This is a genomic window from Ectopseudomonas alcaliphila, assembly GCF_900101755.1.
Classification (GTDB): Bacteria; Pseudomonadota; Gammaproteobacteria; order Pseudomonadales; family Pseudomonadaceae; genus Aquipseudomonas; species Aquipseudomonas alcaliphila.
The window spans coordinates 355,862-376,418 of record NZ_FNAE01000001.1 but is presented as its reverse complement, the minus strand read 5'-3'; the positions used below and the strand labels follow the sequence as shown (position 1 = coordinate 376,418).

At 64.0% G+C, this 20,557-nt stretch carries 21 protein-coding genes; all 21 read left to right on the top strand.

The features are described 5' to 3' along the window. The first annotated feature begins 76 nt into the window (after positions 1 to 76). The 21 genes from gspE to astE all read left to right on the top strand — a co-directional run bounded on the left by gspE (position 77) and on the right by astE (position 20,543). Positions 77 to 1,564 carry a type II secretion system ATPase GspE gene (gene gspE / locus BLR77_RS01795; protein ID WP_074675186.1) on the top strand — a complete coding sequence of 496 codons (1,488 nt, stop codon included), beginning with the start codon at positions 77 to 79 and terminating at the stop codon, positions 1,562 to 1,564. A gap of 108 nt (positions 1,565 to 1,672) precedes the next feature. Further along, positions 1,673 to 2,890: a GspF family T2SS innner membrane protein variant XcpS gene (gene xcpS, locus BLR77_RS01790; protein WP_074675185.1), complete on the top strand. Its 1,218-nt coding sequence runs from the start codon at positions 1,673 to 1,675 to the stop codon at positions 2,888 to 2,890. Between the two features lie 3 nt (positions 2,891 to 2,893). Next, positions 2,894 to 3,319 carry a type II secretion system major pseudopilin GspG gene (gene gspG, locus BLR77_RS01785; protein ID WP_074675184.1) on the top strand — a complete coding sequence of 142 codons (426 nt, stop codon included), beginning with the start codon at positions 2,894 to 2,896 and terminating at the stop codon, positions 3,317 to 3,319. 91 nt (positions 3,320 to 3,410) lie between these two features. After that, positions 3,411 to 3,920, top strand: coding sequence for a type II secretion system minor pseudopilin GspH (gene gspH / locus BLR77_RS01780; protein WP_169716333.1), 510 nt, complete (start codon positions 3,411 to 3,413; stop codon positions 3,918 to 3,920). Continuing rightward, positions 3,917 to 4,303 (top strand): type II secretion system minor pseudopilin GspI, encoded by a 387-nt coding sequence (gene gspI / locus BLR77_RS01775; protein WP_074675182.1) that lies wholly within the window; start codon positions 3,917 to 3,919, stop codon positions 4,301 to 4,303. Before gspH ends, gspI begins: the two co-directional genes overlap by 4 nt. Before the next feature lie 41 nt (positions 4,304 to 4,344). Continuing rightward, complete coding sequence (gene gspJ / locus BLR77_RS01770; protein WP_074676724.1) at positions 4,345 to 5,046, top strand: type II secretion system minor pseudopilin GspJ; 702 nt, start codon at positions 4,345 to 4,347, stop codon at positions 5,044 to 5,046. Then, positions 5,043 to 6,014: a type II secretion system minor pseudopilin GspK gene (gene gspK / locus BLR77_RS01765; protein ID WP_074675181.1), complete on the top strand. Its 972-nt coding sequence runs from the start codon at positions 5,043 to 5,045 to the stop codon at positions 6,012 to 6,014. Before gspJ ends, gspK begins: the two co-directional genes overlap by 4 nt. Further along, positions 6,011 to 7,150 (top strand): type II secretion system protein GspL, encoded by a 1,140-nt coding sequence (gene gspL, locus BLR77_RS01760; protein ID WP_074675180.1) that lies wholly within the window; start codon positions 6,011 to 6,013, stop codon positions 7,148 to 7,150. The genes gspK and gspL overlap by 4 nt, the downstream gene beginning before the upstream one ends. Positions 7,151 to 7,155: 5 nt before the next feature. Next, positions 7,156 to 7,677, top strand: a complete 522-nt coding sequence (locus tag BLR77_RS01755; RefSeq protein ID WP_074675179.1) for a type II secretion system protein M — start codon at positions 7,156 to 7,158, stop codon at positions 7,675 to 7,677. Positions 7,678 to 8,173: 496 nt separating this feature from the next. Continuing rightward, a complete protein-coding gene (locus tag BLR77_RS01750; protein WP_074675178.1) occupies positions 8,174 to 8,947 on the top strand; it encodes an ABC transporter substrate-binding protein in 774 nt (257 codons plus the stop codon). 179 nt (positions 8,948 to 9,126) lie between these two features. Then, positions 9,127 to 9,816: an ABC transporter permease gene (locus tag BLR77_RS01745; protein WP_074675177.1), complete on the top strand. Its 690-nt coding sequence runs from the start codon at positions 9,127 to 9,129 to the stop codon at positions 9,814 to 9,816. Then, positions 9,813 to 10,511: an ABC transporter permease gene (locus BLR77_RS01740; protein ID WP_074675176.1), complete on the top strand. Its 699-nt coding sequence runs from the start codon at positions 9,813 to 9,815 to the stop codon at positions 10,509 to 10,511. The genes BLR77_RS01745 and BLR77_RS01740 overlap by 4 nt, the downstream gene beginning before the upstream one ends. Before the next feature lie 28 nt (positions 10,512 to 10,539). Further along, a complete protein-coding gene (locus BLR77_RS01735) occupies positions 10,540 to 11,304 on the top strand; it encodes an ABC transporter ATP-binding protein (protein WP_074675175.1) in 765 nt (254 codons plus the stop codon). Positions 11,305 to 11,359: 55 nt separating this feature from the next. Beyond that, positions 11,360 to 12,340, top strand: coding sequence for a transcriptional regulator ArgR (gene argR, locus BLR77_RS01730; protein WP_074675174.1), 981 nt, complete (start codon positions 11,360 to 11,362; stop codon positions 12,338 to 12,340). A 416-nt stretch (positions 12,341 to 12,756) separates the two neighbouring features. After that, entirely contained in the window at positions 12,757 to 13,977 is a 1,221-nt protein-coding gene (locus tag BLR77_RS01725) for an aspartate aminotransferase family protein (RefSeq protein ID WP_074675173.1), read from the top strand. A 149-nt stretch (positions 13,978 to 14,126) separates the two neighbouring features. After that, the gene (gene aruF, locus BLR77_RS01720; protein WP_074675172.1) at positions 14,127 to 15,143 is read left to right on the top strand and encodes an arginine/ornithine succinyltransferase subunit alpha; all 1,017 of its coding nucleotides are present in this window, start codon (positions 14,127 to 14,129) and stop codon (positions 15,141 to 15,143) included. A gap of 99 nt (positions 15,144 to 15,242) precedes the next feature. Beyond that, on the top strand, positions 15,243 to 16,259 hold the full coding sequence (gene astA / locus BLR77_RS01715) for an arginine N-succinyltransferase (RefSeq protein ID WP_074675171.1): 1,017 nt from the start codon (positions 15,243 to 15,245) through the stop codon (positions 16,257 to 16,259). A 62-nt stretch (positions 16,260 to 16,321) separates the two neighbouring features. Beyond that, on the top strand, positions 16,322 to 17,785 hold the full coding sequence (gene astD / locus BLR77_RS01710; RefSeq protein ID WP_074675170.1) for a succinylglutamate-semialdehyde dehydrogenase: 1,464 nt from the start codon (positions 16,322 to 16,324) through the stop codon (positions 17,783 to 17,785). Positions 17,786 to 17,799: 14 nt separating this feature from the next. Beyond that, positions 17,800 to 19,146 carry an N-succinylarginine dihydrolase gene (gene astB, locus BLR77_RS01705; protein ID WP_074675169.1) on the top strand — a complete coding sequence of 449 codons (1,347 nt, stop codon included), beginning with the start codon at positions 17,800 to 17,802 and terminating at the stop codon, positions 19,144 to 19,146. Between the two features lie 26 nt (positions 19,147 to 19,172). Continuing rightward, positions 19,173 to 19,451 (top strand): topoisomerase II, encoded by a 279-nt coding sequence (locus BLR77_RS01700; protein WP_074675168.1) that lies wholly within the window; start codon positions 19,173 to 19,175, stop codon positions 19,449 to 19,451. 78 nt (positions 19,452 to 19,529) lie between these two features. Continuing rightward, a complete protein-coding gene (gene astE / locus BLR77_RS01695) occupies positions 19,530 to 20,543 on the top strand; it encodes a succinylglutamate desuccinylase (RefSeq protein ID WP_074675167.1) in 1,014 nt (337 codons plus the stop codon). Positions 20,544 to 20,557 lie beyond the last annotated feature (14 nt).

Here is a 20,557-nt window from a genome sequence, read left to right as displayed (position 1 = left end):
TCCTAGAGGTAGCCATTAGGTCAAACAGTCAGATTAGGCTGTGCTACCTGAATAAGGTTCTGTTCTAAGGTCACACATGAACAATTCTTTGCCCGAAACTCCCCTTCGCCGTCTGCCCTTCAGCTTTGCCAAGCGTCACGGCGTGGTGTTCGTCATGCAGGATGAGCGCGCCAGCCTGGCCCATCGCGCCGATTGTGATCTGGTGGCGCTGGCCGAGGCGCAGCGTTTCGCCGGGCGCCGCTTGCCGCTTCAGGTGCTGAGTGCACCTGAGTTCGCTCAGGTGCTGGGTGCGGCCTATCAACACGATTCCGCTTCCATGCAACTGGCCGAGGACATCGGCGGCAGCTTCGACCTGGCCTCGCTGGCCGATCAGGTGCCGGAAACCGAAGACCTGCTGGAGCAGGAGGACGATGCGCCGATCATCCGCCTGATCAATGCCATCCTCGGTGAAGCGATCAAGGAAAACGCCTCCGACATACACCTGGAAACCTTCGAGAAGCGCCTGGTGGTGCGCTTTCGCGTCGACGGTATCCTCCGAGAGGTGCTCGAACCCAAGCGCGAGCTGGCGGCGCTGCTGGTCTCGCGGGTCAAGGTCATGGCGCGGCTGGACATCGCCGAGAAACGCGTGCCGCAGGACGGGCGCATCTCGCTCAAGGTCGGCGGGCGCGAGGTGGACATTCGCGTGTCCACGTTGCCCTCGGCCAACGGCGAGCGGGTGGTGCTGCGTCTACTCGACAAGCAGGCCGGGCGCCTGTCTTTGCAGCACCTGGGCATGCGCGCCGAGGATCGTGCGTTGATGGAGGAAACCGTGCGCAAGCCGCACGGCATCCTGCTGGTCACAGGTCCCACCGGTTCGGGCAAGACCACCACGCTGTACGCCAGCCTGGTCAGCCTCAATGACCACACGCGCAACATCCTCACCGTCGAGGACCCCATCGAATATCACCTCGAAGGTATCGGCCAGACCCAGGTCAACACCAAGGTGGACATGACCTTCGCCCGGGGGCTGCGCGCCATCCTGCGTCAGGACCCGGACGTGGTGATGGTCGGCGAGATCCGCGACAGGGAAACCGCCGAGATCGCCGTGCAGGCCTCGCTGACCGGCCACCTGGTGCTGTCGACGCTGCACACCAACAGTGCCATCGGCGCCATTACCCGCCTGGTGGACATGGGGGTGGAGCCCTTTTTGCTGTCGTCATCCCTGCTTGGCGTATTGGCCCAGCGCCTGGTGCGCGTGCTGTGCCCGGCGTGCAAGGAACCTTACCCGGCTGATGCGGCCGAATGCGCATTGCTCGGCGTGCCGGCCAGCCCGCCGCCAACCCTGTATCACGCGCGTGGTTGCGCTCACTGTCATCAGCAGGGTTATCGCGGGCGTACCGGCATCTACGAACTGGTGGTCTTCGATGAAACCATGCGCACCCTGGTGCACAGCCGCGCTTCCGAGCAGGATATGACCCGCCACGCTCGAACTCTGGGCCCGAGCATCCGTGACGATGGCCGGCGCAAGGTGCTGGAAGGGGTGACCACGGTCGAGGAAGTGCTGCGCGTGACGCGAGAGGAATGATGGTGAGCGGGAAGTTGGGCTCGGCTCCTGTGAGAGCGGCTTCAGCCGCGAGTCGGCGACAATCGCGGCTGAAGCGGCTCCTACGGGGACAACTGGAGCGATTTGCCGATGGCAGCTTTTGAATACATCGCCCTGGATGGGCGTGGTCGCCAGCAGAAGGGCGTGCTGGAGGCCGACAGCGCGCGTCAGGTGCGCCAACTGCTGCGTGAGCGACAGCTGGCGCCGCTTGAGGTCAAGGCCACGCGCAGCCGCGAGCAGGACAGTGGTCAGGCGCGCCTGGGTTTTGTCCGTGGCCTGTCTGCGCGCGACCTGGCGCTGGTTACCCGCCAGCTGGCGACGCTGATCCAGGCGGCGCTGCCCATCGAAGAGGCGCTGCGCGCCGCCGCGGCGCAATCCACCAATGCGCGTATCCAGGGCATGCTCCTGGCGGTGCGCGCCCGCGTGCTGGAGGGCCACAGCCTGGCCGGCAGCCTGAAGGAATTCCCGGCCGCTTTTCCCGAGCTGTACCGCGCCACGGTGGCAGCGGGTGAACATGCCGGGCACCTTGGCCCGGTGCTGGAGCAATTGGCCGACTACACCGAACAGCGCCAGCAGTCGCGGCAGAAGGTGCAGCTGGCGTTGCTCTACCCGGTGATCCTGATGTGCGCTTCCTTGCTGATCGTCGGCTTTCTGCTCGGCTACGTGGTGCCGGACGTGGTCAAGGTATTCGTCGACTCGGGGCAGACCCTGCCGGCGTTGACTCGCGGGCTGATCGCCCTGAGCGACTGGGTCAAGGCCTGGGGGCTGGTGGCGCTGGTGGCACTGGTGTTGGCGGTCGTCGCCTTGCGCGCAGCCCTGCGTGATGAGACGTTCCGCCTGCGCTGGCATCGCTTTCTGCTGCGCATACCGCTGATCGGCCGGCTGGGCCGCGCCACCGATTGCGCGCGCTTTGCCTCGACCCTGGCGATCCTCACCCGCAGCGGCGTGCCGCTGGTGGAGGCGCTGGCGATTGCCGGCGAGGTGATCGGTAACCGGGTGATCCGTGGCGAGGTGCTGGTGGCCGCGCAGAAAGTGCGCGAGGGTGGCAGCCTGACCCGCTCGCTGGAGGCCACCGGGCAGTTTCCGCCGATGATGTTGCACATGATCGCCAGCGGTGAGCGTTCCGGCGAGCTGGATCAGATGTTGGCGCGTACGGCGAAGAATCAGGAGAACGACCTCGGCGCACAGATCGCTCTGCTGGTCGGCTTGTTCGAGCCGTTCATGCTGGTATTCATGGGGGCAGTGGTGCTGGTGATCGTACTGGCCATCCTGCTGCCCATTCTTTCTTTGAACCAAATGGTGGGATAGCAGGTGAGAAAATCTCAGGCGGGCTTCACGCTCATCGAAATCATGGTGGTGGTGGTGATTCTGGGCATTCTGGCGGCACTGGTGGTGCCGCAGGTAATGAGCAGGCCCGATCAGGCCAAGGTCACTGCCGCGCAGAACGACATTCGTGCCATCGGCGCGGCACTGGACATGTACAAGCTCGACAACCACAACTACCCCAGTACCCAACAGGGTCTGGAGGCGCTGGTGAGCAAGCCGAGCGGCAACCCGCCCGCGAAGAACTGGAACAAGGACGGCTACCTCAAGCGCCTGCCCATCGACCCCTGGGGCAACCCCTATCAATACCTGGCCCCCGGCACCAAGAGTGCTTTCGATCTCTATTCGCTCGGCGCCGACGGCAAGCAGGGTGGTAGTGACCTGAACGCCGATATCGGCAACTGGGATCTCTGACTCGACCATGCCGTCGTTCGCCTGTAGGAGCGAGTGTCGCGAGCGAAACATGCGTCGTGGAAAACCTTCGCGAGCAGCGCTCGCTCCTACGTTGAAGGCGCAGCGCGGCTTCACCCTGATCGAGCTGCTGGTGGTGCTGGTCATCCTCGGCAGTCTGATCGGTCTGGCGGTGTTCAGTACCGGCATCGCCGGGCCGGCGCGCGAATTGCGCAGCGAGGCCGAGCGCCTCAGTGGGCTGATCGGCGTGCTGGTCGATGAAGCGGTGCTGGATAATCGCGAATACGGCCTGAGTTTCACCCGCGAAGGCTATCGGGTGCTGCGTTACGACCCGCAGCGCAACGAATGGCAGACCCTGGATCGACAGGCTCATCGTCTGCCGGACTGGGCCGAGCTGGCGTTCGAGGTGGAGGGCGAGGCCCTCAGCCTGCCAGCGACAGCTAGCGCTGACGCGCCACAGCTGTTGATTCTCTCCAGCGGTGAACTGACACCCTTCCGTCTACGCTTGGCCGAACGCCGTCGTGACGGCCTGCGCCTGCAACTGTCCAGCGATGGCTTTGGCCTGCCGCGTGTCGAGGAATTGGGCACGGGGCGCGCCGGATGAGGCGCGCGCGCGGTTTTACGCTGCTCGAGGTGCTGGTGGCCCTGGCCATCTTCGCCCTGATTGCTGCCAGCGTGCTGACCGCCAGCGCCCGCAGCGTGCGTACGGCCAGTCAGCTTGAGAACAAGACCCTGGCCATGTGGGTGGCGGACAACCGACTGACCGAGCTGCAACTGGCCGACACGCCACCGGCTGATGGTCGCGACCAGGGCCAGGTGGAGTTTGCCGGTCGTCGCTGGTCGTGGCAGAGCGAGATTCAGGCTACCAGCGAGCCAGCCATGCGCCGCGTGACGCTGTGGGTCGCCGCTGAAGAGCGGGGCGCCCGTGGCGACCTGCGTGAACGGGCGCTGGTCACGCTCAGCGGTTTCCTGGGGGCGCCGCAGTGATTCGTCTGCCCTGTTGGCGTGAGCTCTACTCGCGAAATGGCATCGATGCGGGTTCGCGAGCAGAGCTCGCTCCTACAAAACCACGTCAGCGCGGCTTTACCCTGCTTGAGTTGCTGATCGCCATCGCCATCTTCGCTCTGCTGGGCCTAGCCACCTACCGCATGCTCGACAGCGTGCTCAGGGCCGATACCGTCACCCGTGAGCACGAACGCCAGTTGCGCGAGTTGACTCGTGCCCTGTCAGCCTTCGAGCGCGATCTGCGCCAGGTAACGGTCCGGCCGATTCGCGATGGTTTCGGTGATGCACAGCCGGCGCTGCACAGCGATCTGGCCGATGCCACGGCGCTGGAACTGAGCCGCGTCGGCTGGCGTAACCCGCTTGGCCAACCGCGTGCCGAGGTGCAGCGGGTGCGCTGGCAACTCAGTGGCGAGCAATGGCAGCGGCGATACTGGCGCGTGCTGGATCGCGCTCAGGACAGCGCGCCGCAGATCCAGCAGGCGCTCGATGGTGTCGAGTCGTTGAGCCTGCGTTACCTTGACAAGGACGGGCAGTGGCAGCCTGACTGGCCGCCGGCCAATGCCTCTGGCGATGGTTTGCTCACCGAGTTGCCGCGCGCTGTGGAACTGCGGCTGCAGCATCGACGCCATGGCGAATTGCGCCGCCTGCTGCGCCTGCCCGATCTGCCGGCGCAGAACCGCCCTGGCGCGCCACCGACTGAGCCGGATGAGGGGCCGCAGTCATGAAGCGGCAAAACGGGGTGGCGTTGATCACCGTGCTGCTGGTGGTCGCCGTGGTCACGGTGGTCTGCGCCGGGCTGATCGCTCGTCAGCAGCTGTCGATCCGCAGCAGTGCCAACCAGTTGCACGTGACCCAGGCCTGGCATTACGCCCAGGGCGGCGAGACCTTGGCCAAGGCGATGCTCGAGCGCGATCTGCGCCAGGGCGATCCGCGCCAGCCGGTGGACCATCTGTTGGAGCCCTGGGCCAGGCCGCTGGTGTTCCCCCTGGATGAAGGCGGTGAGCTGCGTGTTCGTATCGTCGATCCCAGCGCTCGCTTCAACCTCAACAGCCTGGTGCGCCAGGGGCGGCCCAATGAGCTGGCGGTGCTGCGCCTGCGCCGCCTGCTGCTGCGTCTGGGGATCGACAAACCCTACGCCGAGCGTCTGCTGGACTGGCTCGATAGCGACAGTGAGCTGCAGGGCGGCAATGGCGCCGAGGACGGCCAGTATCTGCTGGCGACACCGCCTTATCGCACCGCCAATCGTGAGATCACCGACGTGTCAGAACTGCGTCTGCTGTTGGAGATGGAGGAGGCTGACTATCGCCGCCTGCTGCCCTTCGTCAGCGCGCTGCCGAGCGAGGCGCTGCTCAACGTCAACACCGCCAGCGCGATGGTGCTCTCCAGCCTGTCCGATGGTTTGACGCCGGATGCGGCCCTGGCGCTGATCGCCGGGCGCGGCACCGAGGGGTACGCCAGCCCGGCAGCCTTCGCCGCGCAGCCTGTGCTTGCCGGTCTGGGTGAGCAGGCGGTGCAGGGGTTGGCGGTCGGCAGCCAGTATTTCGAGGTGTTCAGCGAGGTGAATCTGGGTGAACGCCGTGTGGTATTGCGCAGCCTGTTGCAGCGCAGCAATGATGGCCAGGTCAGTATCCTGGCGCGTGATCTGGGGCAGGGTGGTATGCCGCCACGCCCTATCGAGGAAGAACAAGAATGAACCCCTTATGGATTTTTCTACCGCCTGAGGCGTGTCACGCTCTCTCCGCGGATCTACCCGTGCAGCGCGTCACTGCAGACGGCAGCCTCACCCTCAGTCTGGCCGAGGCCCTGGCCGATCTGCCGGCGCACTGGGAGCTGGTGCTGCCGGTGGAGGCGGTCACCGCTTGCGTGGTGCAACTGCCGACGCAGAAGGCGCGCTGGATGCGCCAGGCGCTGCCGTTCGCGGTAGAGGAGTTGCTGGCCGAAGATGTCGAGCTGATGCACCTGGCGTTGGGGGAGCAACTGGCCGATGGTCGTCACCGCGTCTATGCGCTGCGCGCCGCTTGGCTGCGCGAGTGCCTGGCCCTGTGTGCGGTGCAGCCGCCGCAGGCGATTCGCGTCGATGCCGATCTGTTGCCACGTCAGGGTAGTCAGTTGCTCTGGTTGCAGTCGCGCTGGTTGCTCGGTGGCGAGGCGCCCTGGCGTCTGGCTTTGCAGAGCGAGGACTGGCCAGCGCTGGCAGAGCGCTGCCCATCACCGTGCATCGTTGGTGCGCCGGCTGGCCTGGCTCTGCCCGAGCCGGTCGATGAGGTGCATCTGCTTGAGGATGCGCACCAGTGGTTGGTGCGTCAGGGCGGCGGTGTCGATCTGGCCCAGGGGGAATTTGCCTTGCGCCAGAGTGGCGACGCCTGGCGGCGTTGGCGCCCGCTGGCCGGGGTGCTGGCGCTGTGTCTCGTATTGCAGTGGGGTTTCAATCTTGCGCAGGGCTGGTATCTGCAGCGCGAAGCCGATGCCTACGCCGCGTCCAGCGAGGCGCTTTATCGCGAGTTGTTCCCGCAGGACAGCAAGCTGATCAACCTGCGCGCGCAGTTCGATCAGCATCTGGCGCAGTCCACGGGCGGCGACAGCCCGGTGCTGGGCCTGCTGGCCGAAGTGGCGGCGGCGCTGCAGGCCGATGGCGCAGCGCTGGTGCAGGTCAATCAGCTCGATTACAGCGCGCCCCGTGGCGATCTGTCGTTGCAGCTGCAGGCGCCGGGCTTTGCCGAGCTGGAGCGTTTGCGTGAGCGTCTGGAGGAATCTGGCCTGTCGGTACAGATGGGCTCGGCCAGTCGCGAAGCCGAGGGTGTCAGCGCACGCGTGGTGATAGGAGGATGATTGGCATGTCGAGGACGGGTTTGACCGATAGCGTGCAACTGCACTGGCAGCGCTCGCCGTTGGCGCAGCGCTGGCAGATGCTGCCGGCGCGTGATCGCCTGGCACTTCTGGCGCTGAGCGCTTTTCTGCTGTTGGTGCTGTTCTATCTGGCGTTGTGGCAGCCGGTGCAGCGCCACGCTCAGGCCGCGCGCACCGCGTTCGAAGAGCAGCGCAGCCTCTATGCCTATATGCAAAGCCGTGCGCCACAGGTTCAGGGGCGCGACCTGCAGCCACGCGCCAGCCTCGACCCGGCGCGCCTGCAGGGTGTGGTCACGGCAAGTGCGGCCGAGCAGGGCCTGATGATCGAGCGCCTGGATACCGAGGGCTTTGGCGCGGTGCAGGTCAACCTGCAGCCAGTGGCATTCGCCCAGTTGCTGCGCTGGATTCAGGCGCTGGAGGGGCAGGGCATACGCATCGAGGAAGCCGGGCTGGACCGCGCCGAGGAAAACCGCGTGACCGCGCGTCTAAGCCTGCGCGTCGACGGGTAGGGTGCGCCATGCGCACCGGCTGCTTGTGGGCTTGGCTATCGCGCGTGGTTATCTCGGTGCGCACGGCGCGCCCTACGGTGTGCATGGCACCACGGTAACATTGCGCACCCAGTTGGGCGGTTAGGGAACGTTGGTGCGCCGATGTGGTGCCATTTTCAGGGTCGGATGAAACGCATGAGAGGCTTGGGTGCCCATGAAATGGGCATTCGTTGATTTGTGGCCTGAGTATTGCTGTAGATATCCGTTTACCCTTTTCTGCTTGATCACTCCTTTTGCAGGCTGTCAATATCTGTCCCCGGCGCTTCCTGTGCTTCTGTAATTAGTTGTCGCATTGAGGAAATATCGCCTCATTGCCTGCCGCTAGAATGCCGCTCACCCAGCCAAGGCCCCTTTGTCGCTCGTCCACCACGACAGCGCAGCACCGCCTTCTACAATCCATAAAAGGCCCGGGCCCCTCACTGCCATCGATGTCATACCCAATTCGAAGGAGCAAAGAATGAAGAAGATCGCACTGCTTGGCGCCCTGGCGCTGTCCCTGATGTCGCCCCTGGCCATGGCCGAGAAGCCGCTGCGCATTGGCATCGAGGCGGCCTATCCGCCCTTCGCATTCAAGACTCCCGATGGCCAGATTTCCGGCTTCGACTACGACATCGGCAACGCCCTGTGCGAAGAGATGAAGGTCGAGTGCAAGTGGATCGAGCAGGAGTTCGACGGCCTGATCCCGGCACTGAAAGTGCGCAAGTTCGATGCCGTGCTGTCGTCCATGTCGATCACCGAAGATCGCAAGAAATCCGTGGACTTTACCGGCAAGTACTACGCTACTCCCGCCAAGCTGGCGATGAAGGCAGGTACCGAGGTCAAGGACCCGCTGGTCGACCTGAAAGGCAAGAAGGTCGGCGTGCAGCGTTCGTCCGTATATGACCGTTACGCCACCGACATCTTTGCCCCGGCCGGCGTGGAAGTCGTCCGTTACAGCTCGCAGAACGAAATCTTCCTGGACATGCAGTCTGGTCGTCTGGACGCCACCCTGGCCGACTCGGTCAACATCGATGATGGCTTCCTCAAGACCGACGCTGGCAAAGGTTTTGCGTTCGCCGGCCCGGATTTCACCGACGTGAAGTATTTCGGCGAAGGCCAGGGCATCGCCGTGCGCAAGGGTGACAAGGCGCTGGCCGACAAGATCAGTGCTGCAATCCTGGCGATCCGCGCCAATGGCAAGTACAAGGAAGTGCAGGACAAGTACTTCGACTTCGACGTTTACGGCGAGTAAGCGATCCGAGGCAGATGAAGTGGCACTAACCTTTTCCGAGGTTGTGCCACTTTTTTCTTGGTTCTGCTGGTCTGGTTCTTCCGCCCTTGGCTGAATGCCAACCCTGTGACCCGTCGCGTGAGCGACATGAATTTCCTCTGTGCTATGTGGCGCCTGCGGTGCCTGAGAGGTATTAGCGCATGCTTCAAGGCTACGGCTCGACCATTCTCGATGGTGCCTGGCTCACTCTGCTTCTGGCGCTGACGTCGATGGCAGTGGCGATCTTCCTGGGTCTGCTGGGTGCAGCCTTTCGTCTGTCGCCGATCCGCTGGTTGGCGCTGCTCGGTGAGACCTATGCCACGGTGATCCGCGGTATTCCCGACCTGGTGCTGATCCTGCTGATCTTCTATGGCGGCCAGGACATGGTGAACCGTCTTGCACCGATGCTCGGCTATGACGATTACATCGACATCAACCCCTTCGTCGCTGGCGTCTTCACCATGGGCTTCATTTTTGGTGCCTACCTGTCGGAAACCTTCCGGGGCGCCTTCATGGCGATCCCCAAAGGTCAGGCGGAAGCCGGGGCGGCCTATGGCATGAGCGGGATGCAGGTGTTTTTCCGCATCCTCGTGCCGCAGATGATCCGTTTCGCCATTCCCGGCTTCACCAACAACTGGCTGGTGCTGACCAAGGCCACCGCGCTGATCTCGGTGGTCGGCCTGCAGGACATGATGTTCAAGGCCAAGAGTGCGGCTGACGCCACGCGCGAGCCGTTCACCTTCTATCTGGCGGTGGCAGGGCTGTACCTGGTGTTGACCAGCGTTTCCCTGTTGGCGCTGCGTTTCCTCGAGAAGCGCTACTCGGTGGGGACCAAGGCGGCTGACCTATGATCTTCGACTATCAAATGATCTGGGAAAACCTGCCGCTGTACTGGGGCGGCGTGCTGGTTACCCTGAAAATCCTGCTGATCTCTCTGGCCGTCGGCCTCAGTCTGGCGGTGCCGCTGGCGCTGATGCGGGTGTCGAAATCGCCCCTGGTCAACTTCCCGGCCTGGCTCTACACCTACGTGATTCGCGGCACGCCAATGCTGGTGCAGCTGTTCTTGATCTACTACGGTCTGGCCCAGTTCGAATTCATCCGTGACAGCTTCATGTGGCCGTACTTCTCCAGTGCCACCTTCTGCGCCTGTCTGGCTTTCGCCATCAACACCAGCGCCTACACCGCCGAAATCCTTGCCGGCAGCCTCAAGGCCACGCCGCATGGCGAGATCGAGGCGGCCAAGGCCATGGGCATGTCGCGCAGCAAGCTCTATCGCCGCATCCTGCTGCCATCGGCGCTGCGCCGTGCGCTGCCGCAGTACAGCAACGAAGTCATCATGATGCTGCACACCACCTCGCTGGCGTCGATCGTGACCCTGATCGACATCACCGGTGCCGCGCGTACGGTCAGCTCGCAGTACTACATGCCGTTCGAAGCCTTCATCACCGCCGGTCTGTTCTACCTGGCGCTGACCTTCATCCTGGTGCGCCTGTTCAAGCTGGCCGAGCGCCGCTGGCTGGCCTATATGGCACCGCGCAAGGGTTGATGCCATGACGATTCAAGAGAACCCGAACATGTACAAACTCGAAGTTCAGGACCTGCACAAGCGCTACGGCAGCCATGAAGTGATCAAGGGCGTATCGATGGCGGCCAAGGCTGGCGACGTGATCAGCATCATCGGCTCCAGTGGCTCGGGCAAGAGCACCTTCCTGCGCTGCCTGAACCTGCTCGAACAGCCGCATGCCGGCAAGATCCTGCTCAACAACGAAGAGCTGAAGCTGGTGCCGGCCAAGGACGGTTCGCTGCGCGCCGCCGATGCCAAGCAGTTGCAGCGCATGCGCTCGCGCCTGGCCATGGTGTTCCAGCACTTCAATCTGTGGTCGCACATGAGCGCCCTGGAAAACGTGATGGAAGCGCCGGTGCACGTACTCGGCATGAGCAAGGCCGAGGCGCGCGACAAGGCCGAGCACTACCTGGCCAAGGTCGGCGTCGCGCACCGCAAGGATGCCTACCCCGCGCACATGAGCGGCGGTGAGCAGCAGCGTGTGGCCATCGCCCGTGCCCTGGCCATGGAGCCGGAGGTGATGCTGTTCGACGAACCGACTTCGGCGCTCGACCCGGAACTGGTCGGCGAGGTGCTCAAGGTCATGCAGGACCTGGCCACCGAAGGCCGCACCATGGTGGTGGTGACCCACGAAATGGGTTTCGCTCGCGAGGTGTCGAATCAGCTGGTGTTCCTGCACAAGGGATTGGTCGAGGAGCGCGGTTGTCCGAAGGAAGTGCTGGTCAATCCGCAATCCGAACGACTGCAGCAGTTCCTTTCCGGCAGTCTCAAATAATAAGAAGCTAGACTTCGCCCTGAGTTGGTGCGTAGCAGACTTTGAACAGGCACTCATGACCCCCCATCGAATTGGCTTCCTCTATTGGCCCGGCACCAAGGCCTTGACCCTGTCCCTGGCTGAGGAAACCCTGCGTGTTGCCCAGCGTGTGCACCCGGAAGTGGTGTACGAGCTGGTGTTTCTCCAGGCTGAACCCTTGGTCGCGGGTGACTGGCGTCTGCCAGGCGAGCCCTGGGCCGGGCATCTGGAGGGGTTAGACAAGCTGTTTCTGCTCGCCGATGCGCCGCCGGCGCAGGTGGCTGCCGGCCTTGCCGCTGCGCTCAAGCAGCAGGTGCGCAGCGGTTGTGTGATCGGTGGTCTGTCTGCCGGGGTCTACCCGCTGGCTCAGCTCGGTTTGCTCGATGGCTATCGCGCAGCGGTGCACTGGCGCTGGCAGGACGATTTCGCCGAGCGCTTCCCCAAGGTCATCGCCACCAGTCATCTGTTCGATTGGGATCGTGATCGCTTGACCGCCTGCGGTGGCCTGGCCGTGCTCGATCTGCTGCTGGCGGTGCTGGCGCGCGATCACGGCGCCGAACTGGCCGGTGCGGTGAGCGAGGAACTGGTGGTAGAGCGCATTCGCGAGGGGGGCGAGCGTCAGCGCATTCCACTGCAGAATCGCCTGGGCTCCAGCCATCCGAAACTGACCCTGGCCGTGCTGCTGATGGAAGCCAACATCGAGGAGCCGCTGACCACCGACGAGATCGCCCAGCACGTGTGCGTGTCGCGTCGTCAGCTGGAACGCATCTTCAAGCAGTACCTCAATCGCGTGCCCAGCCAGTACTACCTGGAGCTGCGCCTGAACAAGGCGCGCCAGCTCTTGATGCAGACCAGCAAGTCGATCATCCAGATCGGCCTCTCGTGCGGCTTCTCCTCGGGGCCGCACTTCTCCAGCGCCTACCGCAACTTCTTTGGCGCCACGCCGCGCGATGACCGCAACCAGCGCCGCAGCAACAGCCCCTTCGAACTGACCTCCACCCCGGTCGAGCGCGGCTGATCCGTCTTGCCTGAGCGAGCTCTGCTCGCGAAGCTTTGGCGTTGCCCCGGTTCACGAGCAGAGTTCGCTCCTGCGCGGCGGTAGCCGTAGCCCGGATGAAATCCGGGGCGATCTCGATGTCAGCTCCCGGATTGCATCCTGGCTACGCAATCGAGGGTTTCGATACCGACCGGTCAGCCTGCGGAGATTTTTTCCGGCGGCGTGCTCCAGGCGGTGATCTGCGATTAAACTGCGCCTTTCCGACGCTTTCTGTCGCTTGGACGAAAACCCGCGGAAAACCTGGGGTGGCGCTGTAATAAGTTGTCGCATGGCGACAATGCCGGCCCCGATTCAGTCCCTACAATCCTTGCATTCCCTGTCGTTGCGGGCCTTTCGTCGCCTGCCTGCGGCTGGTTTTTCTCATCAGGAGAGCTTTGATGTCCGTTCAGCACGATGCGGTGCAACGCGCCGATTTCGACCAGTTCATGGTCCCCAACTACGCCCCTGCTGCCTTCGTACCCGTGCGCGGCCTGGGCTCGCGAGTCTGGGATCAGAACGGTCGAGAGCTGATCGACTTCGCCGGCGGTATTGCCGTCAACGTGCTCGGCCATTGCCACCCGGCTCTGGTCGCGGCGCTGACCGCGCAGGCCAACACCCTGTGGCACATCTCCAACGTCTTCACCAACGAGCCGACCCTGCGCCTGGGCAAGAAACTGGTCGAGGCGACCTTCGCCGAGCGCGTGTTCTTCTGCAACTCCGGCGCCGAGGCCAACGAGGCGGCGTTCAAGCTGGCCCGCCGTGTCGCCCATGACCGTTTCGGCCCGGAAAAGCACGAGATCATCGCCGCCACCAACAGCTTCCACGGCCGTACCCTGTTCACCGTCAGCGTCGGTGGCCAGCCGAAGTACTCCGATGGTTTCGGCCCGAAGATCCAGGGCATCAGCCATGTGCCGTACAACGATCTGGACGCGCTGAAAGCCGCCATTTCCGACAAGACCTGCGCTGTGGTGCTGGAGCCCGTGCAGGGCGAGGGCGGTGTGCTGCCGGCCGACAAGGCCTATCTGGAAGGCGCCCGCGAACTGTGCAACGCGCACAACGCGCTGCTGGTGTTCGATGAAGTGCAGAGCGGCATGGGCCGTACCGGCGAACTGTTCGCCTACATGAACTACGGCGTGGTGCCGGACATTCTCTCCAGCGCCAAGAGCCTGGGCGGCGGCTTCCCCATCGCGGCGATGCTCACCACCACCGACCTGGCCAAGCATTTCTCGCCTGGCACCCACGGTACCACCTACGGCGGCAACCCCCTGGCCTGCGCGGTCGGTGAAGCGGTGCTGGACATCGTCAACACCCGCCAGACCCTGGATGGAGTGAAGGCCAAGAGCGAGCAGTTCAAGACTCGCCTGCTGGCTCTGGGCAAGCAGTACGGCCTGTTCGAGCAGGTGCGTGGCATGGGCTTGCTGCTCGGCTGCGTGCTCAACGAGGCGTGGATGGGCAAGGCCAAGCAGGTGCTCGATGCCGCCAGCGCCGAAGGCCTGATGATTCTGCAGGCCGGCCCGGATGTGGTGCGTTTCGCCCCGAGCCTGGTGGTCGAAGACGCCGACATCGAAGAAGGCCTGGCTCGTTTCGAGCGTGCGCTGAGCAAACTGACGGCGGTCTGAGTATTTCCGGACCAACCGTAGGAGGGGCTTCAGCCGCGACAATCGCCGCTGAAGCGCCTCCCACGGCGCTGTCCATCGCTGTTGCCGATCCGGTGGGCAAGCTTCGAGTCTGCTCGCCCTGAAGATTCCGTGTTTAGAAGGAGTGACCCATGCTGGTGATGCGCCCTGCGCAAATGGCGGACCTGGCGGATGTGCAGCGACTGGCTGCTGACAGTCCGGTAGGCGTCACTTCCTTGCCGGACGATGCAGGCCGGCTGGGCGACAAGATCGCCGCATCGGAGGCGTCCTTCGCCGCCGAGGTCAGTTTCAACGGCGAGGAAAGCTACTTCTTCGTCCTCGAGGACACAGAGAGTGGCCGTCTGGTCGGCTGTTCCTGCATCGTCGCTTCGGCGGGTTACTCCGAACCCTTCTACAGCTTTCGCAACGAAACCTTCGTGCACAACTCGCGTGAGCTGAAGATCCACAACAAGATTCACGTGCTGTCGCTGTGTCACGACCTGACCGGCAACAGCCTGCTCACCAGTTTCTACGTCGAGCGCCCGCTGGTCAGCAGCGCATTCGCCGAACTCAACTCGCGCGGGCGCCTGCTGTTCATGGCCGGTCACCCGGAGCGTTTCGCCGATGCCGTGGTGGTGGAGATTGTCGGCCATAGCGACGAGAACGGTGATTCGCCGTTCTGGGACGCGGTGGGGCGCAACTTCTTCGACATGACCTACGCCGAGGCCGAGCGCCTGTGCGGGTTGAAGAGCCGTACCTTCCTCGCCGAGCTGATGCCGCATTACCCGATCTACGTGCCGCTGCTCTCCGACGAGGCGCAGGAGGCCATGGGCCAGGTGCATCCGCGTGCGCAGATCACCTTCGACATCCTCATGCGCGAAGGCTTCGAGACCGATCACTACATCGACATCTTCGACGGTGGCCCGACTCTGCATGCGCGTACCTCGGGCATCCGCAGCATCGCGCAGAGCCGCCTGGTGCCGGTGAAGATTGGCGAGGCCGAGGCCGGTGGCCGCCAGTATCTGGTGAGCAACGGCCAACTGCAGGATTTCCGCGCCATCGTCGCCGACCTCGACTGGGTACCGGGCAAACCCGTGCTGCTCAGCGCGCAAGCGGCCGAGGCACTGGGTGTCGGTGAGGGCGCCAGCGTCAGGTTGGTAGCGGTTTAAAGAGAAGGCTGCAGACTGCAAACGGCAGGCTGCAGGCAGAGAATGACGGCTTTTGCCCAAGGCCTGGCGCCTGTGGCCTGAAGCCGAATCGGAGGTTCTATGATCGTTCGTCCCGTGCGCAGTGCCGACTTGCCGGCCCTGATCGACCTGGCTCGCAGTACCGGCGCTGGCCTGACCACGCTGCCGGCCAATGAGGAGCGTCTTGCGCACCGGGTCGGCTGGGCGGAGAAGGCGTTTCGTGGCGAGGCCGAGCGTGCCGACGCCGACTACCTGTTCGTGCTCGAAGACGATGCCGGCAAGGTGGTGGGTATTTCTGCGGTGGCCGGTGCCGTCGGCCTGCGCGAGCCCTGGTACAACTACCGGGTCGGCCTGACCGTCAGCGCCTCGCAGGAGCTGAACATCCATCGCCAGGTGCCGACGCTGTTCATGGCCAACGACCTGACTGGCAACTCCGAGCTGTGCTCGCTGTTCCTGCACGCCGATTACCGCAATGGCCTCAACGGACGGCTGCTATCGAAAGCACGCTTTCTGTTCATTGCCGAGTTTCGCCAGCTGTTCGGCGACAAGTTGATCGCCGAGATGCGTGGTATGTCCGACGAGTATGGACGTTCGCCTTTCTGGGAAAGCCTGGGCCGGCATTTCTTCAAGATGGAGTTCTCTCAGGCGGACTACCTCACCGGCGTCGGCAACAAGGCCTTCATTGCCGAGCTGATGCCGAAGTTTCCGCTGTACACCTGTTTCCTTTCCGAGGACGCACGTGCCGTGATCGGCCGTGTCCACCCTGACACCGAGCCTGCGTTGGCCATGCTCAAGGCCGAGGGCTTCAGCTATCAGGGCTATGTCGACATCTTCGATGCGGGCCCGGCCATCGAGGCGGAAACCGGGAAGATTCGCGCCGTGCAGGGCAGCCAGAATCTGGTGCTGGCCATCGGTACGCCGGGTGACGACGCCGAACCCTTCCTGGTGCACAACCGCAAGTGCCAGGACTGCCGCATCACCGCTGCGCCTGCGCGTCTGGCTGCGGGCACCCTGGTGGTCGACCCGCTGACTGCCAAGCGCCTGCGCCTTTCGGCCGGTGATCAGGTGCGCGCCGTGCCGCTGGCGGCGCACGGCTGAGTTATTCGTTTGCGCGGCGGCCCAAGTAGGCCGCTGGAAAATGCTGGGAGTGGTAAAACAAGATGAGCACTCATTACATCGCAGGTCAGTGGCAGCCCGGTCTGGGCGAGTCGCTGCAATCGCTCGACCCCGTCAGCCAGGCGGTGCTTTGGCAAGGTCAGGGCGCCACCGCGGCGCAGGTCGACGCAGCCGTTGCCGCTGCGCGTGGCGCGTTCTCGCTGTGGGCTGCGCACTCGCTGGATGGCCGCATCGCCGTGCTGGAACGTTTCGCTGCCTGCCTGAAGTCGCGTGCCGACGAAGTGGCACGGGCGATTGGCGAAGAGACCGGCAAGCCGCTGTGGGAGGCCGCTACTGAAGTGACCAGCATGGTCAACAAGGTCGCCATCTCGATCCAGAGCTATCGCGAGCGCACCGGTGAGAAGAGCGGCCCGCTGGGCGACGCCACCGCGGTACTGCGCCATAAGCCGCACGGTGTGGTCGCGGTGTTCGGCCCCTACAACTTCCCCGGTCACCTGCCCAACGGGCATATCGTGCCGGCGCTGCTGGCCGGTAACTGCGTGCTGTTCAAACCCAGCGAGCTGACGCCCAAGGTGGCCGAGCTGACCGTGCAGTGCTGGATCGAGGCCGGGCTGCCCGAAGGCGTGCTCAGCCTGCTGCAGGGCGGTCGTGAAACAGGCGTCGCCCTGGCTGGCCATCCCGGTATCGACGGGCTGTTCTTCACCGGCTCCAGCCGCACCGGCAACCTGCTGCATGCGCAGTTCGCCGGGCGCCCGGACAAGATCCTGGCGCTGGAAATGGGCGGCAACAATCCGCTGATCGTCGATCAGGTCGCTGATGTCGACGCCGCCGTTTACACCATCGTCCAGTCTGCGTTCATCTCTGCCGGCCAGCGCTGCACATGCGCGCGCCGCCTGCTGGTACCGCAGGGGGAGTGGGGTGATGCCCTGTTGGCGCGCCTGGTGCAGGTCGCCGGGCAGATCAAGGTCGGTCGCTTCGACGAACAGCCGGCGCCGTTCATGGGCTCGGTGATTTCCCTGCAAGCCGCCGCGCAACTGATGCAGGCGCAGCAGGACTTGTTGGCGGGCGACGCCACGGCATTGCTGGCGATGACTCAGCCGCAGGCCGATGCTGCGCTGCTGACGCCCGGCATCCTCGATGTCACGGCAGTTGGCGAGCGTCCTGATGAGGAATTTTTCGGCCCGCTGCTGCAGGTGATCCGCTACGACAGCTTCGAGTCTGCCATCGCTGAGGCCAACGCCACGGCGTACGGCCTGGCTGCCGGCCTGCTGTCCGACTCCCGCGCGCGCTTCGAGCAGTTCTGGCTGCATAGCCGCGCCGGCATCGTCAACTGGAACAAACAGCTCACCGGCGCTGCCAGCACCGCGCCGTTCGGTGGTATCGGCGCCTCGGGCAACCATCGCGCCAGTGCCTATTACGCAGCGGACTACTGCGCTTACCCGGTGGCCGGACTCGAAAGTGAAAACCTGACCCTGCCCGCGACCCTGACCCCGGGAGTGACCCTGTGATGTCTGCCTCTGCAATGCCCGCTTTTGAAATGAATGTCGATGGCCTGGTCGGGCCGACCCATAACTACGGTGGATTGTCCTACGGCAACGTCGCCTCGCAGAGCAACAGTCAGTCCGTGTCGAGCCCCAGGGAAGCCGCCAAACAGGGCCTGGCGAAGATGAAGGCGCTGATGGACATGGGCTTCAAGCAGGCTGTGCTGGCCCCGCAGGAGCGTCCGGATGTCGCCGCGCTGCGTCGCCTGGGCTTTACCGGCAGTGACGTCGAAGTGATCCAGCGTGCTGCGCGCGAGGCCATGCCGCTGCTGGTGGCGAGCTGCTCGGCTTCGAGCATGTGGACGGCCAATGCCTGCACCGTCAGCCCCAGCGCCGATACTGCAGACGGCCGTGTGCACTTCACCGCCGCCAACCTCAATTGCAAGTTCCACCGCAGCATCGAACACCCGACCACCAGCCGTGTGCTGCAGGCGATGTTCGCCAACGAGGCGCACTTCGCTCATCACCCGGCGCTGCCAGCGGTGGCGCAGTTCGGTGACGAAGGCGCGGCCAATCACACGCGCTTCTGCAGGGGTTATGGCGACGCAGGGGTGGAGTTCTTCGTCTATGGGCGCAGCGCTTTCGATACCCGTTATCCGGCACCGGCGCGCTATCCGGCGCGGCAAACCCTGGAGGCCAGCCAGGCGGTCGCCCGTCTGCACGGGCTGAGCGAGGCGGGTGTGGTCTACGCCCAGCAGAATCCGGCGGTGATCGATCAGGGCGTGTTCCACAACGACGTGATCGCCGTGGGTAACGGCGAGGTGCTGTTCTATCACCAGGACGCTTTCCTCGATACCGACAAGGTGCTGGCCGAGCTGGGCGACAAGCTGGCTCGCCGTGGTGGCAACTTCCAGGCCGTGTGCGTGCCGGGCTCTGCCGTCAGCGTGCAGGACGCAGTGCGTTCCTACCTGTTCAACAGCCAACTGCTAAGCCGTGCCGATGGCAGCATGCTGCTGGTGGTGCCGGAGGAGTGCCGCAACAACCCCAACGTCTGGCACTATCTGCAGCAGCTGACCGCCAGCGGCGGGCCGATCCGTGAGGTGCGGGTGTTCGACCTCAAGCAGAGCATGCAGAACGGCGGTGGCCCGGCCTGCCTGCGCCTGCGTGTGGCACTTAACGAGCAGGAGTTGGCTGCGGTCAATCCGGGCGTGGTGATGAGCGATGCGCTGCACGACACCCTGGTGGTCTGGGTCGACAAACACTACCGCGACCGTCTCAGCGAAGCCGATCTGGCCGACCCACAATTGCTGACCGAATGCCGCACGGCATTGGATGAACTGACGCAGATCCTTAAACTGGGCTCGGTCTATCCTTTCCAGATGACCTGAACCTAACCTCGATTCCCGGAGATTTTATGAGCGACGCTCTGCAACTGATTCTTGAAGATAACGACGGCACCCAGCTGGAGACCTCCTGCAGCCGCTTTGCTGTGGTCTGGCAGGGCAAGGAACTGTGGGTGCAGGCCGTTGGCGATCAGTTGCTGATCGGCGTCGATGTGGATGAAGGCGATACCGAGTACGTCAATCTGCTGCTGCGCCCGCAGGCCACCAACCTGGTCAGCTTGCAGTTGGAGATGGAACCGGTGGAGATGGACGAGGATGATCACGTTCACGGCCCTGACTGCAACCACTGATTGAACCTTGTAGGGTGAGTCGGGCGGCGCTCCGCTTCAGCCCACCCTACAAGAATGCTGCGAACCAAGGAGTATTCGATGCTTGCCCTCGGCAAACTGCTTGAACTGACCCTGGCCGGCCATGAGCCGTCGGCGAAGATTCAACTGACGCCCGATGGCACGCGTCTGCGCTGGCTCGATGAAGGCGCGCTGGAGGTAACTCCGCCTGCGGCGCGCGACAATGGTCTCGACCTGCTGCTGTCGGCCGGCGTGCACGGCAACGAAACCGCCCCCATCGAACTGCTCGACCGCCTGCTACGCGGCATTGCGCGCAACGAGCTCCACCCGGCGGCGCGCATTCTCTTCCTGTTCGGCAACCCCGAGGCCATGCGCCGCGGCGAGCGTTATGTCGAGCAGGACCTCAATCGCCTGTTCAGCGGTCGTCATGAGCAATCCAGCGGCTTCGAGGCCATTCGTGCCTGCGATCTGGAGCATCTGGCCGCTACTTTTTTCGGCAAGGAATCGGGTCGCACGCGCCTGCATTACGACCTGCACACCGCCATTCGCGGCTCGAAGATCGAGCAGTTCGCCCTCTATCCCTGGCAGGAAGGTCGTGCCCACTCGCGTCGCGAGCTGGAGCGCCTGCGCGCTTCCGGCATCGAGGCGGTGCTGCTGCAGAACAAGTCGTCGATCACCTTCAGCGCCTTTACCTATGCGCAGCTCGGTGCCGAGGCCTTCACTCTGGAGCTGGGCAAGGCGCGTGCCTTCGGGCAGAACGAATTGGTCAACCTCGATCTGCTGGAGAATGCGCTGCACGCGCTGATCGAAGGGCGCGACGTGATCAGCGGCGAGCCGACGCTCGATGGCTTACAGCTGTTTTCGGTATCGCGTGAAGTGATCAAGCACAGCGACAGCTTTCAGTTACACCTACCGGCGGATATCGAAAACTTCACCGAACTGGAGCCCGGTTACCTGCTCGCCGAAGACATCGCCGACAGCCGTTGGGTAGTGGAGGAGCGGGGCGCACGGATCATCTTCCCCAACCCCAAGGTCAAGAATGGCCTGCGCGCGGCCATCCTGATCGTCCCGGACGACGGCGCCGGCCTGGTATAGCGACTGCTGTGGGA